Origin of the sequence: Aeromonas sp. S5(2024), assembly GCF_041403025.1 — a bacterium.
Lineage (GTDB): Bacteria > Pseudomonadota > Gammaproteobacteria > Enterobacterales > Aeromonadaceae > Aeromonas > Aeromonas hydrophila.
In genome coordinates this window covers 790,139-806,505 of the sequence record NZ_JBGLRI010000001.1, presented here as the reverse complement: position 1 = coordinate 806,505, position 16,367 = coordinate 790,139, and the positions used below count along the sequence as shown (strand labels likewise).

At 64.4% G+C, this 16,367-nt stretch carries 19 protein-coding genes; 12 read left to right on the top strand and 7 right to left on the bottom strand.

Annotated features, from left to right (window positions below; translation table 11 throughout):
• Positions 1-201: 201 nt before the first annotated feature.
• Positions 202-582 (bottom strand): diacylglycerol kinase, encoded by a 381-nt coding sequence (locus ACB032_RS03700; RefSeq protein ID WP_124250961.1) that lies wholly within the window; start codon positions 580-582, stop codon positions 202-204.
• A 155-nt stretch (positions 583-737) separates the two neighbouring features.
• Here ACB032_RS03700 and ACB032_RS03695 point away from each other — a divergent pair, with 155 nt between their 5' ends.
• Both ACB032_RS03695 and aac(6') read left to right on the top strand, forming a co-directional pair.
• Entirely contained in the window at positions 738-1,802 is a 1,065-nt protein-coding gene (locus ACB032_RS03695; protein ID WP_029303894.1) for a 3-deoxy-7-phosphoheptulonate synthase, read from the top strand.
• Between the two features lie 6 nt (positions 1,803-1,808).
• Positions 1,809-2,267: an aminoglycoside 6'-N-acetyltransferase gene (aac(6'), locus tag ACB032_RS03690; RefSeq protein WP_371137367.1), complete on the top strand. Its 459-nt coding sequence runs from the start codon at positions 1,809-1,811 to the stop codon at positions 2,265-2,267.
• A 21-nt stretch (positions 2,268-2,288) separates the two neighbouring features.
• On the opposite strand, the gene ACB032_RS03685 is transcribed toward aac(6'), so the two are convergent.
• The 3 genes from ACB032_RS03685 to ACB032_RS03675 form a co-directional block, all read right to left on the bottom strand.
• Positions 2,289-3,074 (bottom strand): ATP-binding cassette domain-containing protein, encoded by a 786-nt coding sequence (locus tag ACB032_RS03685; RefSeq protein WP_275201650.1) that lies wholly within the window; start codon positions 3,072-3,074, stop codon positions 2,289-2,291.
• Positions 3,061-4,068, bottom strand: coding sequence for a vitamin B12 ABC transporter permease BtuC (btuC, locus tag ACB032_RS03680; protein WP_323940842.1), 1,008 nt, complete (start codon positions 4,066-4,068; stop codon positions 3,061-3,063). Before btuC ends, ACB032_RS03685 begins: the two co-directional genes overlap by 14 nt.
• A 100-nt stretch (positions 4,069-4,168) precedes the next feature.
• Positions 4,169-4,900, bottom strand: a complete 732-nt coding sequence (locus ACB032_RS03675; protein ID WP_029300033.1) for an ABC transporter substrate-binding protein — start codon at positions 4,898-4,900, stop codon at positions 4,169-4,171.
• A gap of 113 nt (positions 4,901-5,013) precedes the next feature.
• On the opposite strand from ACB032_RS03675, the gene ACB032_RS03670 reads away from it, so the two are divergent.
• The 4 genes from ACB032_RS03670 to ACB032_RS03655 all read left to right on the top strand — a co-directional run bounded on the left by ACB032_RS03670 (position 5,014) and on the right by ACB032_RS03655 (position 8,740).
• Positions 5,014-5,370: a DMT family protein gene (locus ACB032_RS03670; RefSeq protein WP_371137366.1), complete on the top strand. Its 357-nt coding sequence runs from the start codon at positions 5,014-5,016 to the stop codon at positions 5,368-5,370.
• A 60-nt stretch (positions 5,371-5,430) separates the two neighbouring features.
• The gene (gene tapW / locus ACB032_RS03665) at positions 5,431-6,570 is read left to right on the top strand and encodes a type IVa pilus ATPase TapW (RefSeq protein ID WP_011706550.1); all 1,140 of its coding nucleotides are present in this window, start codon (positions 5,431-5,433) and stop codon (positions 6,568-6,570) included.
• Positions 6,571-6,853: 283 nt separating this feature from the next.
• Entirely contained in the window at positions 6,854-8,125 is a 1,272-nt protein-coding gene (glgC, locus tag ACB032_RS03660; RefSeq protein ID WP_017410869.1) for a glucose-1-phosphate adenylyltransferase, read from the top strand.
• A gap of 135 nt (positions 8,126-8,260) precedes the next feature.
• Complete coding sequence (locus tag ACB032_RS03655) at positions 8,261-8,740, top strand: WbuC family cupin fold metalloprotein (protein ID WP_371137365.1); 480 nt, start codon at positions 8,261-8,263, stop codon at positions 8,738-8,740.
• Positions 8,741-8,845: 105 nt separating this feature from the next.
• On the opposite strand, the gene ACB032_RS03650 is transcribed toward ACB032_RS03655, so the two are convergent.
• The 3 genes from ACB032_RS03650 to ACB032_RS03640 are packed head-to-tail and all read right to left on the bottom strand — an operon-like array spanning position 8,846 to position 11,582.
• On the bottom strand, positions 8,846-9,088 hold the full coding sequence (locus ACB032_RS03650; RefSeq protein ID WP_011706553.1) for a FeoC-like transcriptional regulator: 243 nt from the start codon (positions 9,086-9,088) through the stop codon (positions 8,846-8,848).
• Positions 9,085-11,358: a Fe(2+) transporter permease subunit FeoB gene (feoB, locus tag ACB032_RS03645; RefSeq protein ID WP_371137364.1), complete on the bottom strand. Its 2,274-nt coding sequence runs from the start codon at positions 11,356-11,358 to the stop codon at positions 9,085-9,087. The genes ACB032_RS03650 and feoB overlap by 4 nt, the downstream gene beginning before the upstream one ends.
• On the bottom strand, positions 11,355-11,582 hold the full coding sequence (locus ACB032_RS03640; RefSeq protein WP_005302641.1) for a FeoA family protein: 228 nt from the start codon (positions 11,580-11,582) through the stop codon (positions 11,355-11,357). Before ACB032_RS03640 ends, feoB begins: the two co-directional genes overlap by 4 nt.
• A gap of 119 nt (positions 11,583-11,701) precedes the next feature.
• On the opposite strand from ACB032_RS03640, the gene ACB032_RS03635 reads away from it, so the two are divergent.
• The 6 genes from ACB032_RS03635 (at position 11,702) to ACB032_RS03610 (ending at position 16,296) form a co-directional block, all read left to right on the top strand.
• Positions 11,702-12,031, top strand: a complete 330-nt coding sequence (locus ACB032_RS03635) for a translation initiation factor (RefSeq protein ID WP_371137363.1) — start codon at positions 11,702-11,704, stop codon at positions 12,029-12,031.
• 256 nt (positions 12,032-12,287) lie between these two features.
• A complete protein-coding gene (locus ACB032_RS03630) occupies positions 12,288-12,845 on the top strand; it encodes a TMEM165/GDT1 family protein (protein WP_010633534.1) in 558 nt (185 codons plus the stop codon).
• A gap of 198 nt (positions 12,846-13,043) precedes the next feature.
• Positions 13,044-13,982, top strand: a complete 939-nt coding sequence (locus ACB032_RS03625; RefSeq protein ID WP_024945953.1) for a DUF2157 domain-containing protein — start codon at positions 13,044-13,046, stop codon at positions 13,980-13,982.
• Positions 13,975-14,982, top strand: a complete 1,008-nt coding sequence (locus tag ACB032_RS03620) for a DUF4401 domain-containing protein (RefSeq protein WP_371137362.1) — start codon at positions 13,975-13,977, stop codon at positions 14,980-14,982. Before ACB032_RS03625 ends, ACB032_RS03620 begins: the two co-directional genes overlap by 8 nt.
• A complete protein-coding gene (locus ACB032_RS03615) occupies positions 14,979-15,476 on the top strand; it encodes a GDYXXLXY domain-containing protein (RefSeq protein WP_017410864.1) in 498 nt (165 codons plus the stop codon). Before ACB032_RS03620 ends, ACB032_RS03615 begins: the two co-directional genes overlap by 4 nt.
• Before the next feature lie 73 nt (positions 15,477-15,549).
• Positions 15,550-16,296, top strand: coding sequence for a substrate-binding periplasmic protein (locus tag ACB032_RS03610; RefSeq protein WP_371137361.1), 747 nt, complete (start codon positions 15,550-15,552; stop codon positions 16,294-16,296).
• Positions 16,297-16,367: the final 71 nt, after the last annotated feature.

Here is a 16,367-nt window from a genome sequence, read left to right as displayed (position 1 = left end):
GCAGAGCCGTCCAGCAAAAAGCCCGTCGTGATGACGGGCTTTTTTTATGCTGCGATGCTAAGCGCACACCCGCATCGTTGCTCTTTTACCCCTTCTCCCCTCGCGGGAGAAAGGGTGGGGATGAGGGGGAGAAGAGACCTCCCTCACCCAGCCATCTCCCAAATGGAGAGAGCAATGACGCGAGAGAAAATGCGGTCTGACTTACCACCAACCCAGCAGGTTGCGTCCCACCAGGGTGCCCCACACCAGGGCGTTCAGGGCCAGCGCGATAAAGACGGCGGCGGAGCCCAGATCCTTGGCGCGACCGGAGAGCTCGTGATGTTCGGAGCCGATGCGATCCACCACCGCCTCGACGGCGGAATTGAGCACCTCGACGATCACCACCAGCCAGCTGATACAGACCAGCAGCAGGATTTGCTCGAGGGTATCGCCGATCCAGAACGCCAGCGGCATCAACAGCAGGATCAGCATCAGCTCCTGCCGGAAGGCCGCCTCGTTGATCCAGGCTGACTTGAGCCCCTTCATGCTGTAACCGGTTGCATTGATGATGCGGGTGACCCCGGTTGCCCCTGGCTTTGCCACGCTATCTACCTCATTTGGAATCGTTTTGGGGCTCACATCCTATCAGAGCCCCTCGAGGTTTCCATCAGGGGTTTTTTGCTTTATTTTATCCCTTTGCCTCTTCGGCACTCAGTCATTGCTACTGCCCACGCCACCCATTTCGAGAATCGAGTCGTATGTCCATTCACACCGATGAATTGCGCACCCGTCGCCTGGAGTCCCTGATCACTCCCAGCGAACTGGCGCACGCCTTCCCGTTAAGCGACACCGTTGCCCAGAATCTGCTGGATGCCCGCCGCGAAGTGGAAGCGATCCTGGCCGGTGAGGATCAGCGCCTGCTGGTCATCGTCGGTCCCTGCTCCATTCACGATCCGGCCGCCGCCCACGAGTACGCCCTGCGCCTCAATGCCCTGCGCGAGCAGTATAAAGAGAGCCTGTGCATCGTGATGCGCACCTATTTCGAGAAGCCGCGCACCATCGTCGGCTGGAAAGGCCTCATCAATGATCCGCGCCTCGATGGCAGCTTCGACGTCAACGAAGGGCTGAAACTGGCCCGCAAGCTGCTGGTGGACATCAACGCCCTCGGCATGCCCACCGCCACCGAGTTCCTCGACATGGTGACCGGACAGTACATCAGCGATCTCATCACCTGGGGCGCCATCGGCGCACGCACCACCGAATCCCAGGTGCACCGCGAGATGGCCTCCGCCCTCTCCTGCCCGGTCGGCTTCAAGAACGGCACCGACGGCAACACCCGCATCGCCATCGATGCGGTGCGCGCCGCCCGTCACAGCCACATCTTCTATTCCCCGGACAAGGACGGCAAGATGACCATCTACCGCACCGCCGGCAACCCCTATGGCCATGTGATCCTGCGCGGCGGCCACCGCCCCAACTACGACACCGCCAGCATCGATGAAGCGTGCGAAGCGCTGGCCGACGTCGGCCTGCCCGAGCGGCTGGTGGTGGACTTCAGCCACGGCAACAGCATGAAGGATCACCGTCGCCAGCTGCTGGTGGCGCAGGACATCTGCGATCAGCTGCGCCGCGGCCGCACCGGCATCGCCGGCATCATGGCCGAGAGCTTCCTGGTGGAAGGGCGGCAAGATGTGGAGAACGGCTGCGCCGTCACCTTCGGCCAGAGCATCACCGATGCCTGCCTCTCCTGGAGCGACACCGAAACCCTGCTGGCCATGCTGGCCGAGGCGGCGCAGGTGCGCCTTGCCAAGCAGCAGGCCTGAGTGCGGATGACGAACGCCGACTGGCGGATCGTGCCTCTCGATGAGACGCGGCTGGCACAGTGGGCAATCCTGCGCCAGCAGCTGTGGCCGCACCACGAAATGGCTGCCCATCTGCAGGAAGGGGCCGAGCTGCTGGCCACAGCCCATCTCAACGCCTTTCTGGTGCTGGATGCGCAGAGCCAGGCGGTGGCCTTTGCCGATGCGGCCCTGCGCCGCGATTACGTGAACGGCTGCGAGAGCAGCCCGGTGGTCTATCTGGAAGGGGTCTATGTGCAGCCAGCTTCGCGCCGGCGCGGGTTGGCCCAGGCCTTGATTGCCCGGGTGGCCCAGTGGGGCCGCGAGCTCGGTTGTCGCGAGCTGGCCTCCGATGCCGCCATCGACAACCTCGCCTCCCAGCAGCTGCACCAGCGACTCGGCTTTGCCGAAACGGAGCGGGTCGTCTTCTTCAAAAAGGCCCTCGGCTGACGCCAGGGCCTTGTTTGTCTCTCACAGGCTCGGCATAAACCAGACCCGGCCACCCGCCTCGATGCGATCGGTCTTTATCTGAAACACCTGCGCCAGCAGCGCCTCGTCCACCAGCTCGACGCCCCCCTCCCGCACCACCCGCCCCTGTTGCAGACAGAGCAGGCGATCGGCCCAATCGATGGCCAAGTTGATGTCGTGGATGGCGAGTACCACCAGCAACCCCTGCCCGGCCAGCTGCTTGAGCAGCCGCAGCAGCGCCAGCTGATGATGCAGATCCAGCCCAGCCAACGGTTCGTCCAGCAGCAATACTCGCCCGCCCGGGTTGAGGCTCGGCCACACCTGCAGCAGGGTGCGGGCAATCAGCACCCGCTGCTGCTCCCCCCCAGACAGCCGGCTGAAGTCCCGCGCCAGCAAGGCGTCCAGCTCCAGCGCCTGGCACAGCGCCTGAATGGCCTCGTTCTGTCTGGCCGCTGGCTGTGCCTCATCGAGCCCCAGGCTCAGCACCTGAAACACCGGGATATGGAACAGCTGGGGCTGGCGCTGGGGCAGCATGGCCCGCCGCTGTGCCAGCGCCGGCCAGCTCAAGTCCGCCAGCGACTCCCCGCCGATGCGTACCTCCCCTTGCCCCGGCAAGAGGCCGGCCAGGGCGCCGAGCAGGGTCGACTTGCCGCTGCCGTTGGGGCCGAGCAGGGCCACCAGCTGGCCCCCCTGCCAGGCAAGGTCGAGGGGGGCGAGCCGGTTGGCGACGGCCAGGGCGCGGGCCGCCAGCAAGGGGGGCTGACCCCCGAGGTGATCAGGTGCTGGCATGGGCATCTTGCCTCAACAACAGATAGATGAAGAGCGGGGCGCCGACCGAGGCGGTGATGACCCCGATGGGCAGCTCCCCCGCCTGCAGGGCGGAGCGGGCGATGAGATCAGCCGCCAGCAGCAGGGCGCCGCCCCCCAGCGCCGAGGCGGGCAACAGGAAGCGCTGATCGCTGCCGCCACAGAGCCGCAGCAGATGGGGCACCACCAGGCCGACGAAGCCGATGACCCCGCACAGCGCCACCGCCATGCCGGTGAGCAGGCACACCGCCAGCACCAGCCGCACCCGCATCTTGTCCACATCGAGCCCCATCAGGCGGGCCTGGGTCTCTCCCAGCAGCAGTTGCTGCAGTGCCTTGCCCTGCCAGCCGAGCCAGCCGAGGGCGAGCGGGAACAGCAGCCACCACCAGGCCAGTTGCTGGCTGCCGTAGGCCAGGCTGCCCATCATCCAGAACATGAATTCACGCAGAGAGCCGTCATCGGCAAAGTACATCAGCCAGGTCATGGCGGCGTTGGTGAGGATGCCGATGGCGACCCCGAACAGCAGCAGCCGGGCGTGGCCGAGCCGGGCCCGGCGCGCCAGCCGAATGAGCAGCATGGTCACCAGCAGGGCGCCGCCGAAGGCCGCCAGCGACAGCCCCCAGCCCGGCAGATAGATACCCAAAGCCTTGGCCACCGCCATCGCCACCATGGCGGCCAGTCCCGCCCCGCTCGAGACGCCGAGCAGGCCGGGTTCGGCCACCGGGTTGTGCAGCATCACCTGCAGCACGGCGCCACCGCAGGCGAGCGCCGCCCCCGCCAGCAGGGCCAGCAGGGCGCGCGGCAGGCGCAGCTCCAGCAGGATGCGCTGCTCGAGATCCCCCAGCGGCTGCCAGGGCAGCAAGACGAATTCGCCCCAGGCGAGGGAGCAGAGAAACAGCGCCAGGGTCAGCAGCAGCAGGCCGAGCAACCAGCGCCGCTGCCAGCGCTGCTGGCGGGCGAGCAAAGAGAGATACACAGAGGCTCTCCGAAGGTGAGAACGAGCCGGCGCCAGAGCCTGTCGAGCAGCCGGCGCGAGTCATGAAAAACGCATGATAACAGCGTGTTACTACCCGAGGTCAAGGCTGGTAAGGCTTGGCGAGGGCGGCAATTTCGCCGCTTGCCACCAGCTCCTGCAGGGCCAGTGCCAGCGGTTGCTGCAGCGCCTGATGGGGGGAGTGCTTGCTCATGCCCAGATAGAGCACCACAGGTTGCGGCGGCTGATAGGCCGCCTTGAGCAGGCCGGCCTCGTTGTCCTGGCTCAGGGCGTAGTCCACCTGGCAGTCGGTGCCGATCATCAGCGGCAGGTGGCCGCGCTGCACCATGCGCAGCAGCTGATCCTCGGTGGGCACCCCGTGCTTGTCGAGCCGGTTGTCTGCATCAAAGGGGGCAAAATAGGCCGAATTGAGCACATAGCCCACCTTCTTGCCCTGGAGGTCGGCGTAGGTGCGCAGGGTCGATACCGCCGCCGCCTTGCCGTAGAAGGCCGGCCGGCACTGATAGTAGGCCGGCTGCAGATAATCGATGAAGGCCGCCCGCTCCGCCGTCATCGCCAGCCCGATCATCAGGTCCACCTGGCCGGTCTGCATCTGCTTGAGCGCCCGTCCCCAGGGCACCCGTTTCACCTCGAAGCGGATGCCGCTGCGGCGCTGCAACTGCTGCAAGATGTCCATGTCCAGTCCGCCGAAGCGGCCGTCCGGCTGCACGATCCGAAACGGCGGCCAGACATCGGTGGCCACCGTCAGGGTCGGCGCCCCATGCACCAGGCAGGCAAACAGCAGACCAAGCACACCCCAGCTTGTCTTGCCCATCCCGTACAACCCTCTGTGACTTCATCCTTGATGGATTAAAAATACCCTGCCGCCCCACTTATGAAAACCCGTGGTTCGGAGATAAAATGCGATTGATTTTAAAGGAGAACCTAATGAACCCTATCTTTACCAGCATCGGCCTGCTGCTGTGCAGCAACGTCTTCATGACCTTCGCCTGGTATGCCCACCTCAAGAGCATGAATCACAAACCCTGGATCATCGCCGCCCTGGTGAGCTGGGGCATAGCGCTGTTCGAATATCTGCTGCAGGTGCCCGCCAACCGCATCGGCCATACTGTGCTCTCCGTCGGCCAGCTCAAGATCCTGCAGGAGGCGATCACCCTCACCGTGTTCGTCCCCTTCTCCATCTTCTATCTGAAAGAGGATCTGAAATGGGATTACCTGTGGGCCGGCCTGTGCATCCTGGGCGCGGTGTTTTTTGTCTTTCGCGAGAAACTCACCGGCGCCTGACGCTGTACACTCAATGACATTCGATGTAGTTGCATCTGCTTGATAGACGAGGCAAAACCAATGGAATTGCGAGACATGCTACAGATCCTGGCCAAGCAGGATGGCTCCGACCTCTATCTGTCGACCGGCGCCCCCCCTTGCGCCAAGTTCAACGGCGGCCTGCGCCCGCTCAGTGAGACGCCGCTCGAACCCGGCGAGGTGGCCAGAATAGCCGACGCCATCATGGACGGCGAGCAAAAGCAGCAGTTCGAGCGGGAGCTGGAGATGAACCTCGCCATCTCGCTGCCCCAGATCGGTCGTTTCCGGATCAACATCTTCAAGCAGCGCAACGAAGTGTCGCTGGTGGCGCGCAACATCAAAACCGAAATCCCCCGCTTCGAGGATCTGAAACTGCCCCCCGTGCTGCTCGACACCATCATGGAGAAGCGCGGCCTGGTGCTGTTCGTCGGCGGTACCGGCTCGGGCAAATCCACTTCGCTCGCGGCCCTCATCGACCATCGCAACCGCAACAGCGGCGGCCACATCATCACCATCGAGGATCCGGTGGAGTTCGTGCACCGCCACCGCAAGAGCATCATCAACCAGCGCGAGGTGGGGGTGGATACCCGCAGCTTCCACGCTGCCCTGAAAAACACCCTGCGCCAGGCACCGGACGTGATCCTCATCGGGGAAATTCGCGACCGCGAGACCATGGAACATGCGCTGGCCTTCTCCGAGACCGGCCACCTGGCGATTTCCACCCTGCACGCCAACAACGCCAACCAGGCGCTGGATCGCATCATCAACTTCTTCCCGGAAGAGCGCCGGCCCCAGCTGCTCAACGATCTGGGCAACAACCTCAAGGCGTTTGTCTCCCAGCGGCTGGTCAAAACCAGCGACGGTGGCCGCCGGGCGGCGGTGGAGATCATGCTGGGCACCCACACCATTCGCGACATGATCAAACGTGGCGAGTTTGGCGGTCTCAAGGAGGTGATGGAGAAATCCAAGGCCCTCGGCATGGTCACCTTCGACAGCGCCCTGTTCGATCTGGTGGTGGAAGGGGTGATCGACGAGGAGGAGGCGGTAAAGAACGCCGACTCGGCCAACAACCTGCGCCTCAAGATCAAGCTGTGGAAGGAGAAGGGCCAGATCGCGAGCAGCAGCGATGCCACCGGCTGGAGCCTCGAACCCACCAAGGACGAAAAAGACGATCTGTTCTGACCTCGCCCGCCCCCTGACGACACTTGCAAACACCCGCTTCGGCGGGTGTTTGCACAAGAAACGCCCGCATCTGGCCGCCCTTCAAGGCCACCGCCCTCCTCGCCAGCCCAGGGCCGCCGTGACATCTGGTGAACTATCGCGCCATCTGCGACAGATTTTGTCATCACAAATGACAAAACCATCACTTCACCGAAAAACCGTGTGAGAAGTGTGAGTGAAAGCACTTTCATACTGGCTTCAAAGGAGGCAGTATCAAGGGGTTCTATCAATAAAGGGGTATTCAATGTTGTTACAACCTGCCAATACAGCACAGTCCAGACAGTTGCTGAACGAGACCATGGCCTTGGTTCTCGCAGGAGGGCGGGGCAGTCGCCTCAAACAGTTGACGGACAACAGGGCGAAACCGGCAGTGCATTTCGGCGGCAAGTTCCGCATCATCGACTTCGTACTCTCCAACTGCATCAACTCCGGCATTCGCCGGGTCGGGGTGGTGACCCAGTACAAATCCCACAGCCTGCTGCGCCACCTGCAGTCCGGCTGGTCCTTTCTGCGCTACCAGATGAACGAGTTCATCGACCTGCTGCCCGCCCAGCAACGGGTGGACGAGGTCAACTGGTATCGCGGCACCGCCGATGCGGTCTACCAGAATCTGGACATCATTCGCGATCACGGCCCCAAGTATGTGGTGGTACTGGCGGGGGATCACATCTACAAGATGGATTACGCCGCCATGCTGCTCGATCACGTCAACATGGGGGCCAAGGTCACGGTGGCCTGCATCGAGGTGCCGCGGGATGAGGCGAGCGCCTTCGGGGTGATGGCGGTGGATGGGGATCGCAAGATCAACGCCTTCGTCGAGAAACCCGCCAACCCGCCGGCCATGCCGGGCAAACCGGACACCGCGCTGGCTTCCATGGGGGTCTACATCTTCGAGGCCGACTACCTCTACCAGTTGCTGGAAGAGGATCTCGCCAACCCGGCCTCCCACCATGATTTCGGCATGGACGTGATCCCGCGGGTGGTGCAAGAGGGCACCGCCTATGCCCACCCGTTCAGCATGTCCTGCGTCGGCTGCTGCCCGCAAAAACGCCCCTACTGGCGCGACGTGGGCACGGTGGATTCGTTCTGGGAGGCCAACATGGATCTCGCCTCCGTCACCCCGGAGCTCGACATCTACGATCAGGACTGGCCCATCTGGACCAGCCAGAACATGACCCCGCCCGCCAAGTTCGTGCAGGACAGAAACGGCCAGCACGGCATGACCATCAACTCCATGTTTGCTGGCGGCACCATCGTCAGCGGCTCCTTCATCGTCAGCTCGGTGCTGTTTACCAATGTGCGGGTCGACTCCTTCTGCACCCTGGATCAGGCGGTGATCTTCCCCGGGGTCGAGATAGGCCCGGGCTGCCGGCTGCGCCGGGTGGTAATCGACAAGGGCTGCAAGCTGCCGGAAGGGCTGGTGGTGGGGGAAAACGCCTGCGAGGATGCCCGCCGCTTCTACCGCTCCGAGCAAGGTATAGTGCTGGTCACCAAGGAGATGCTGGCCAGATTGTGATGCCGAACAGACATAGCAGAGGGAGTCATAGAGGCTCCCTTTTTACATTTGCTTACCGCTCGCCCCTTGCCTGACCGGTTGCCGGGCATGCTACTCTGCGCTCGGCCCTGCCTTCGTCTCACCATGGAATCGCATATGAAAAAACTGGATGTTGCCCGCCTTGCCAGCCTCGCCGACGAGGCCGCCCACTCCCCGCGCCTGCGCATGAACCACAACCTGCATCAGGAGCTGGCCGACCCCATCCAGCGCCTGGCCATCGCCATGGAGCCGGGCACCTATATCCGTCCCCATCGCCACCTGCAGACCTGGGAGCTGCTCACCTCGCTGCAAGGCCGCTTCGTGGTGCTCAACTTCGATGACGAGGGTACCGTCATTGCCCGTGCCGTGCTGGGGGAAGAGACCTCGGTGCTGGAGACCCCCATCGCCAGCTGGCATGCGGTGCTATCTCTGGATCCCGGCGCCGTCATCTTCGAGGTGAAACACGGCCCCTACGCCCCCTTTCGGGAAGAGGACTTCGCCCCCTGGTCACCGGCGGTGGACGACATCGCCGGCCAACAGGCGCTGATGGCCTGGTATCGCCACGCCGAGGTGGGCCAGCGCTGGCCGGGGCGCTGATCTGCCCCTCCCCCTCTACGCCAACACGGCGAACACGCGCCAATAAAAAAGACCCGCCAGCGGCGGGTCTTTTTTATATCTGAATACGGGCTATCGGGCGTGAGCTCAGCCCTTCTGCACCAGACCAATCTGGCCCGGCTCGCACCACTCGAACATCACCTCCTGGCTCTTGCCGCAGCAGGAGCCGCCGCACACCTGGGTCTCCCGCTTGGCGACCCGTCCCTTGCGCATCCAGACGCCGAGCATGGCCTCCACCGCATCTTCCGAGGTGTGGAAGTGGCGGGCCAGCTCGCGCCGGCTCACCTTCTGCTGCGCGGCGAGGTACTCCCCCAGCTCGCGCAGGATCATAGGGTCACCACCTTGCGGGCGACGATGTCGCCGTGGCGACGACCGGCCCACCAGAGCAGCAGCAGGGAGCCGCCGTAACTCGCCACCCAGAACAGGCTCTGCTCGGGGTGCGCGGCAAAGGTGGCCAGCTGATAGAAGACGGTGGCGCACATGAAGGCCATGTAGTTGCACCAGGCGGCGGTCAGCAGGGCCCACTGGCGACCGGTTTCCCGCACCAGGGCGCCCATGGCGGCGGCGCAGGGCATGTAGAGCAGCACGAACAACAGATAGGCGAAGGCACCGGCCGCCCCGTCGAAGTGGCTCTGCATGTTGCCGTAGGTGGAGACGTCCACCTCCTGCGCCTCGGCGGCGGCTTTCTGGTCATCCAGGTTGCCCACCGCCAGCCCCATGGGGTCGGTCGGGTCGATGTCGGCCAGATTGGTGGCCACCGCGGCGATCGCCTCCTGGAAGCTGTTCACCAGGGAGAACTCGCTCGCCTCCTCTTCCCCGTCACCGCTGCCGGCGTAGAGGCTGTTGAGGGTACCGACCACCGCCTCTTTGGCGAAAATGCCGGTGACGATGCCGACCGTGGCCTGCCAGTTGTCATCGCGCACGCCGATGGGGTGCAGCACCGGGGTCACCGCCTGGCTGATTTTGCTCAGCACCGAGCTCTCTTGGTCTTGGTGGCCGAAGCTGCCGTCGGTGCCGAGCGAGTTGAGCACGCTCAGCACGGCGACCACCAGAACTATGGTTTTACCGGCGCCGAACACGAAGGATTTGAGCTTCTGCCAGGTCTTGATGCCGACGTTGACCGGGCGCGGCCACTCGTAGTCCGGCATCTCCATCAGCATGGAGTCGCTCTTGCCAGGCAGCAGGGTATTGCGCAGCAACAAGCCGGTGAGCACCGCCACCAGGATGCCGATGAGGTAGAGACCGAACACCAGGTTCTGGCCAGACTCGGGGAAGAAGGCCACCGCGAACAGGGCGTAGACCGGCAGACGGGCACCGCACGACATGAAGGGGGCCATGGCCGAGGTCATCAGCCGTTCGCGCTCGGAGTTGAGGGTGCGGGTCGCCATCACCGAGGGCACGGTGCAACCAAAACCCATCAGCATGGGGACGAACGCCTTGCCCGGCAGGCCGAGGCGACGCATCAGGGCATCCACCACAAAGGCCGCGCGGGCCAGGTAGCCGGAGCTCTCCAGCACCGCCAGGAACAGATAGAGGCAACCGATCACCGGGATAAAGGTGGCAACGGTCTGCAAGCCCACCCCGAAGCCGTCCGCCAGGATGGCCCCCAGCCAGTCCGGCGCATGGATCAGCCCCAACAGGTGGTGCACCCCGTCGACAAACAGGGCGCCGCCCATGATGTCGAAGAAGTCGATGAAGGCGCTGCCCACCTTGATGGCGAACATGAACATCAGGTACATCACCAGCAGGAAGAAGGGGATGCCGAACCAGCGGTTGAGCAGCACCCGATCGAGCCGCTCGCTCTGGGCCGCAGTGAGCTTGCCCTTCTGCTGGCACGCCTGGGCGGCCCACTGGTGGATGTGGCCGTAGCGGATGTCCGCCAGTTGCAGGTCCACATCCTGCCCGTGGTGGGCGCGGGCCACCACGTTGGCGGCGGCGGCCTGCTGACCGGGCAGCAGGGTCTCCTGCATCACCGCATCCTCTTCCAGCAGGCGCAGGGCGCGGCCACGGGTGGTGAGGTGGTGCGGGGCAAGCAGGGTCTCAAGCTCCGCCAGATCTTTTTCAAGCTCGCTACCGTAGTCCAGCAACAGCGCCGGCTGCGGCTGGCCGATGAACTGCTGGATCTGGTTCTTGAAGGCGGCGACCTGCTGGCGGTTGTGGGCCGAGAGGGCCACCACCGGGCAGCCGAGGGTGTTGGCGAGCTTGCACTCGTCGATGGTGATGCGCCGCTTTTGCAGGATGTCCATCTTGTTGAGCACCACCACCATGGGCAGCCCCAGCTCGCGCAGTTGCAGCGTGAGGTAGAGGGAGCGCTCCAGGTTGGCCGCGTCGATGACGTTGAGCAGCAGATCCGGCTGCTGGCCCTCCACGAAGCGGCTGGCGATCTGCTCGTCCAGGCTCCCCTCCTGGTTGGCCAGGCTGTAGATGCCGGGCAGGTCCATCAGTTTGTAGTCGTGGCCCTGGGCACTGAATTCGCCCATCTTCTTGTCGACGGTGACGCCGCTCCAGTTGCCCACCTGCTGGCGGGCCCCGGTCAGGGCGTTGAACAGGGAGGTCTTGCCGCTATTGGGGTTGCCGACGGTTACCAGGGAGTAGTTCATACCGGTTCGACCTCGATTTGCTGGGCAAGGCTTTTTTGCATGGAGAGGCAGATCCCCTGACACTGGATCTGCAGCGGATCCCCGAGCGGGGCCGCGCGCAAATAGATGACTTCAGTCTGGGGCAACAAGCCCATCACCATCAGCTTGCGCCGCAGGGGACGGGTTAATTGATTCATGTTCTTGATGCGAGCACTCTGTCCCGGTGACAACTGCGCGAGTACCATGACTGACTCCTGAAGTTAAACAATAATAATTCTCTTTTACTTGGGGCATTATAATCCGTGTTTTCAACGCTTATTTGAGTAAAATCAAACTCCGCTTAGCTAACCCACAAATAACTGCCATGAGTCACGACAACAACAGCCGCCTGGTTTACAGCACGGACGGCGGCATAATCAAAGAACAGAACCAGCCGCAATCCGCCTCCCCCTTCCCCGCCGACGGGGTGGTGCGCATTCGCCGCGAAACCAAGGGGCGCAAGGGCGCCGGGGTCATTACCATCCACGGCGTCCCGGCCGAACAGCAAAAGAGCCTCGCCACCCTGCTCAAGAAAAAGTGCGGCACCGGCGGCGGCCTGAAAGAGGGGGTGATCGAGATCCAGGGGGACAAACGGGATCTGATCAAGGCCGAGCTCGAGAAGGCCGGTTTCAGCGTCAAGCTGGTGGGCGGCTGATCCCCGCGCCGCCCGGCTTGCGTCACTTTCGCTTTTTCCCTAGAATGCCCGCTCCCATCGAGGGGGAGTAGTCTCGCCAGCCGGCCCCAAACCGGTTCGCGACCCTGATCAACATACTTGGTGCCAACTCACCATGGTCAGGGTGATCCACGCCAGCCGCGGATTTGACAAGACCTTTGACGGGCCAGTGCCAATACCGGGGACGGATGGCGCAGGCTTGTCTCAGGTATAACAATTCCGTCCCCCGGTCATTTTTATGGAAGCCTTGTTAACCTCAACCCTCAGCGTGGCCATTGCCGAAATCGGCGACAAGACCCAGCTGCTGGCGCTGTTGCTCATCTGTCGTTTTCGCAAGCCCTGGCCCATCATCGCCGGCATGCTGGCAGCCACCCTGCTCAACCACGCCGGCGCCGCCTGGCTTGGCGAGTTCATCAGCCGCTGGCTCGATCCCAAGGTGATGACCTATCTGGTGGCCGGTGCCTTCATCGCCATGGCCGCCTGGATCCTGGTGCCGGACAAGATGGACGACGAGGAGAGCCCGCTCGACAAATACGGCCCCTTCATGGCCACCTTCGTGCTGTTCTTCATCGCCGAGATCGGCGACAAGACCCAGATCGCCACCGTGCTGCTGGCGGCCAAGTATGACTCGCTGACCCAGGTCATCACCGGCACCACCCTCGGCATGATGCTGGCCAACGTGCCGGTGGTGCTGCTTGGCAAGCTGGGGGCCGATCGCCTGCCGCTCAAGGGGATCCGCATCGCCTGCGCCATCCTGTTTGTGGGCCTCGGGGTGAGCACCCTGCTGTTCGCCTGACCCGGCCGGATCAGAAGGTGGCGAGGCAAGGGTGAGCACTTGCCGACGCCACTCCCGCGCCCATGTCGTGTCCTTGCAAGCCCCGCCCCTTGGCGGGGCTTTTTGCATCCGCTTGCCAGGCTGGGAGCGCCCGCAGACGGGGGCTGCCAATCGGCGCCATGGCCGTGGCATAATGCGGCAAACCTGATGGAGCATCCCATGCACTTCACTTCAAGACAGACGCTGCTCGACTGGGTCAGGCGTGGACGCCTCGAGCGGGCCAGTCTGCCCGCCGCCCTCGCCCTGTGCGAGCTGCCCCCCGGCCCTGCCCGCTGGCAGTGGCTGTTCGATCGGCTGCTGCTCTGGCTTGGCAGCCTGTGTCTGGGCGCCGGTCTGGTGTTCTTCGTCGCCTTCAACTGGCAGGAGCTGGGCCGCCTCTCGCGCCTCGCGCTGCTGGAGCTGCCGCTGCTCGCCATGCTGCTGTTGCTGTGGCGCAAGCCCCTCGCCGACAGTCAGCGCCAGGCGCTGCTGCTCGCCATCGCCCTCAACATCGGCGCCCTGCTGGCACTGGTGGGACAGACCTACCAGACCGGCGCCGATCCCTGGCAGCTGTTCGCCACCTGGGCGCTGATGCTACTGCCGCTGGCGGCGCTCGGCCAGAGCCCGCTGCTGTGGACCTTGAGCTGGCTGCTCGGCCAGCTGGCGCTGGTCCTCTACTGGCGGCTCGGCCTGTTCAACTTCTTCTTCGCCTTCAACGAGGAGGCTCTCGGCTGGTGCCTGACCCTGTTCAACGCCGCCCTCTGGGGCATATTGCTGCTGGTGCCCGCTCACTACCGGCTGATGCCCTCCTGGCTGGCGGGGCTGGCCGCCGGGTTCGGCGTCACCCTGCTGACCCTGCTGGCGCTGTTTGATGTCGCCTCCCCCTGGGTCTGGCCGGCCTGGCTCGGCTGGTTGGCGGCCGCCTACCTGCGCTGGCACCACAGATTCATCGCCGGGCTCGCCATGGGCTGCCTGAGCCTCATCGTGGTGCTGCTGACCGCGCTCGGCAAATGGATGGAGCCGGACGTGGATGGCTTCCTGCTGCTCTGCCTCATCGCCATCGGCCTGTCGGTGGCGGCCAGCCGCTGGCTGCAACAACAACGGAGGCCCCATGAGTGATCTGACCCCCTGGCAGCGACTGCAACGGGCCCGGCTGGTGGAAGGGGATGCCCCCCGTGACGACCAGCCCCACTGGTCGAGCCGCTTTCTGCTCGGCATGGTGGGCTGGATTGCCGCCCTGTTCCTGCTGTTCTTCCTGTTCATGTCGTTCTCCCAGCTCACCCGGGATGCCGACAGCGCCCTGCTGATGGGCGTCGTGCTGATGGTCATCGCCTTTTGCCTCAACCGCTTCGCCACCCGCAGCGATCTGTGGGATCAGTTCGTGCTGGCGCTGGCGCTGGCCGGCGACGCCTGGCTGCTCTACGGCCTGCTCGATCGGCTGGATCTGCACTCGGCTCCGCTCTGGTTCGGCCTCGCCCTGCTGTCGCTGGCCATCGCCGCCCTGTTCGAGCACTGGTTGATCCGGCTGTTTCACAGCTTCGCCGCCGCCATCCTGCTGGCGCTTGGCCTCGCCTGCCTCGGCCTGCAACTGCTGGCCCTGCCGCTGGTGATGACGGCGGTGGCCCTCTGCTGGCTGCAGGCAGAACGCGATCCAGTGCGCCACCAGCTCTATGAATCCCTCACCCTGGGGCTGGCGCTCTCCCTGCTGGTGCTGGGGCGCCTGCACCACCCGCTGTGGGACGGCGGCGCCAGCATGCTCGACGAGCTGGGCCACTCCCGCCTGCCGCTCTGGCTCAACCCGCTGCTCTGCGCCGCCCTGTTGCTGGGGCTCATGATCAGGCTGAAACTGCCGCTGCTGTACGGACTGCCGCTGGTGCTGATCAGCGCCCTCATTCCCGGCATGGGGGCCGGCGCCCTGGTGCTGGTACTCGGCTTTTATGCCGGCAGCGTCGGCCTGATGACCCTGGCCGGCCTGCTGCTGGTCGGCTTTGGCTCCCTCTATTACTACGATCTGGGGCTGACCCTGATGACCAAATCCTGGCTGCTGCTGGGCTCGGGCGCGCTGCTGCTCGGCGCCCGCCAGCTGCTCAAACGGCTGAGCCTGCGGAGCCCCTCATGAGACGACTCGCCCTGCTGCTGACCGGCCTCGCCATCCTGGCGGCCATCAATGTCACCGTCTGGCGCTACGAACGCGCCATGAGCAGCGGCGAGGTGGTGCTGCTGCGCCTCGCCCCGGTCGACCCGCGCTCCCTGATGCAGGGGGATTACATGCGCCTCAACTACGAGCTGGCCCGCCAGCTCGGCAACCGGCAACAGGATGAGGCCCCTGCCGACACCCTGGTGATCCGCCTCGACGAGCAGCAGGTCGCCAGCTGGGTGGAAGGGGGCAAGCCGGATCAGCTGGCTCGCGATGAGCGGCGGCTGCAGGTGCGCCGCAGCGACGGCCAGTGGCTCATCGGCCCCGACGCCTACTTCTTTGAAGAGGGCACCGGCGAGCAGTACGAGGCGGCGCGCTACGGCGAATTTCGCCTGCAGGAGAGCGGCAAGGCGCTCTTGGTGGGGCTGCGCGATGAGCAGCTAAAACCGGTGGGAAATACCAGAGCGCGCTGGTAACTACTGGCAATATCAGGCTTTTTTGCCCACACTAGGGCAAGATGGATCGCCCGCGCTACGCCAAGGAATGCCCATGAGGATAAGGTTTTGCGGTTGCCTGCTGCTGTTGTCATGCCTTGGCACGGCGCAGGCCGAGCTCGGCAAGCTGGAGTACCTGACCGAGGAGTATCCCCCCTACAACTTCACCGACCAGACCGGTCAGCCCGGCGGGCTGGCGGTGGAGCTGCTGCAGCTGATCTGGCAGCGCACCCAGACCCCCGCCCAGCCCATTCGCATCCTGCCCTGGGCGCGGGGTTACTACCTGCTGACCCAGAAACCAAACGTGGTGCTCTTCTCCACCGCCCGCACCGACACCCGCGACCCCCTGTTCAAGTGGGTGTGCCCCATCGGCTACTCCGAGTACGTGCTGCTGGCCCACAAGCGCCGCCCCCTCACCCTCAGCGCCGTCGAGCAGATCAACGACTACCGCATCAGCGCCGTGCGCGCCGATGCCTCCGAACAGCTGCTGCTCAACCGTGGCATGGACGAGAGCCGTATCATCTCCGCCAACCGGCTGAGCCAGGCGCTGAAGATGCTGGTGTCGGGCCGCGCCGATCTGCTGGCCACCGGCAAGCTGGCGGGCTATGACGCCATCAAGGCGCTGCAGCTCGATGCCAATGACTTCACGGTCGCCTTCGTGCTGGATGCCGAGGAGCTCTGCTACGCCTTCAGTCGCCAGGTGGATGACAGCGTCATCAAGCAGTTCCAGCGCGCCCTCACCCAGGCGCTCGCCTCTTCGGAATATCAGCGGCTGCAGCTTAAATACCTGCCCGCCCCCTGAGTGAGGCCAAGTACCTCTCGCCGCCAGTGCACGGCGAGTGGCGATTTGGCGGGCTTTGATAACACTTGAGA

Bases quoted from the DNA above. Each gene is read 5' to 3' on its own strand.
- ACB032_RS03695 (WP_029303894.1), top strand. From the start codon at position 738: ATGTCCATTCACACCGATGAATTGCGCACCCGTCGCCTGGAGTCCCTG.
- ACB032_RS03685 (WP_275201650.1), bottom strand. From the start codon at position 3,074: ATGCCAGCACCTGATCACCTCGGGGGTCAGCCCCCCTTGCTGGCGGCC.
- ACB032_RS03675 (WP_029300033.1), bottom strand. From the start codon at position 4,900: ATGGGCAAGACAAGCTGGGGTGTGCTTGGTCTGCTGTTTGCCTGCCTG.
- ACB032_RS03670 (WP_371137366.1), top strand. From the start codon at position 5,014: ATGAACCCTATCTTTACCAGCATCGGCCTGCTGCTGTGCAGCAACGTC.
- tapW (WP_011706550.1), top strand. From the start codon at position 5,431: ATGGAATTGCGAGACATGCTACAGATCCTGGCCAAGCAGGATGGCTCC.
- glgC (WP_017410869.1), top strand. From the start codon at position 6,854: ATGTTGTTACAACCTGCCAATACAGCACAGTCCAGACAGTTGCTGAAC.
- ACB032_RS03655 (WP_371137365.1), top strand. From the start codon at position 8,261: ATGAAAAAACTGGATGTTGCCCGCCTTGCCAGCCTCGCCGACGAGGCC.
- ACB032_RS03650 (WP_011706553.1), bottom strand. From the start codon at position 9,088: ATGATCCTGCGCGAGCTGGGGGAGTACCTCGCCGCGCAGCAGAAGGTG.
- feoB (WP_371137364.1), bottom strand. From the start codon at position 11,358: ATGAACTACTCCCTGGTAACCGTCGGCAACCCCAATAGCGGCAAGACC.
- ACB032_RS03640 (WP_005302641.1), bottom strand. From the start codon at position 11,582: ATGGTACTCGCGCAGTTGTCACCGGGACAGAGTGCTCGCATCAAGAAC.
- ACB032_RS03635 (WP_371137363.1), top strand. From the start codon at position 11,702: ATGAGTCACGACAACAACAGCCGCCTGGTTTACAGCACGGACGGCGGC.
- ACB032_RS03630 (WP_010633534.1), top strand. From the start codon at position 12,288: ATGGAAGCCTTGTTAACCTCAACCCTCAGCGTGGCCATTGCCGAAATC.
- ACB032_RS03625 (WP_024945953.1), top strand. From the start codon at position 13,044: ATGCACTTCACTTCAAGACAGACGCTGCTCGACTGGGTCAGGCGTGGA.
- ACB032_RS03620 (WP_371137362.1), top strand. From the start codon at position 13,975: ATGAGTGATCTGACCCCCTGGCAGCGACTGCAACGGGCCCGGCTGGTG.
- ACB032_RS03615 (WP_017410864.1), top strand. From the start codon at position 14,979: ATGAGACGACTCGCCCTGCTGCTGACCGGCCTCGCCATCCTGGCGGCC.
- ACB032_RS03610 (WP_371137361.1), top strand. From the start codon at position 15,550: ATGAGGATAAGGTTTTGCGGTTGCCTGCTGCTGTTGTCATGCCTTGGC.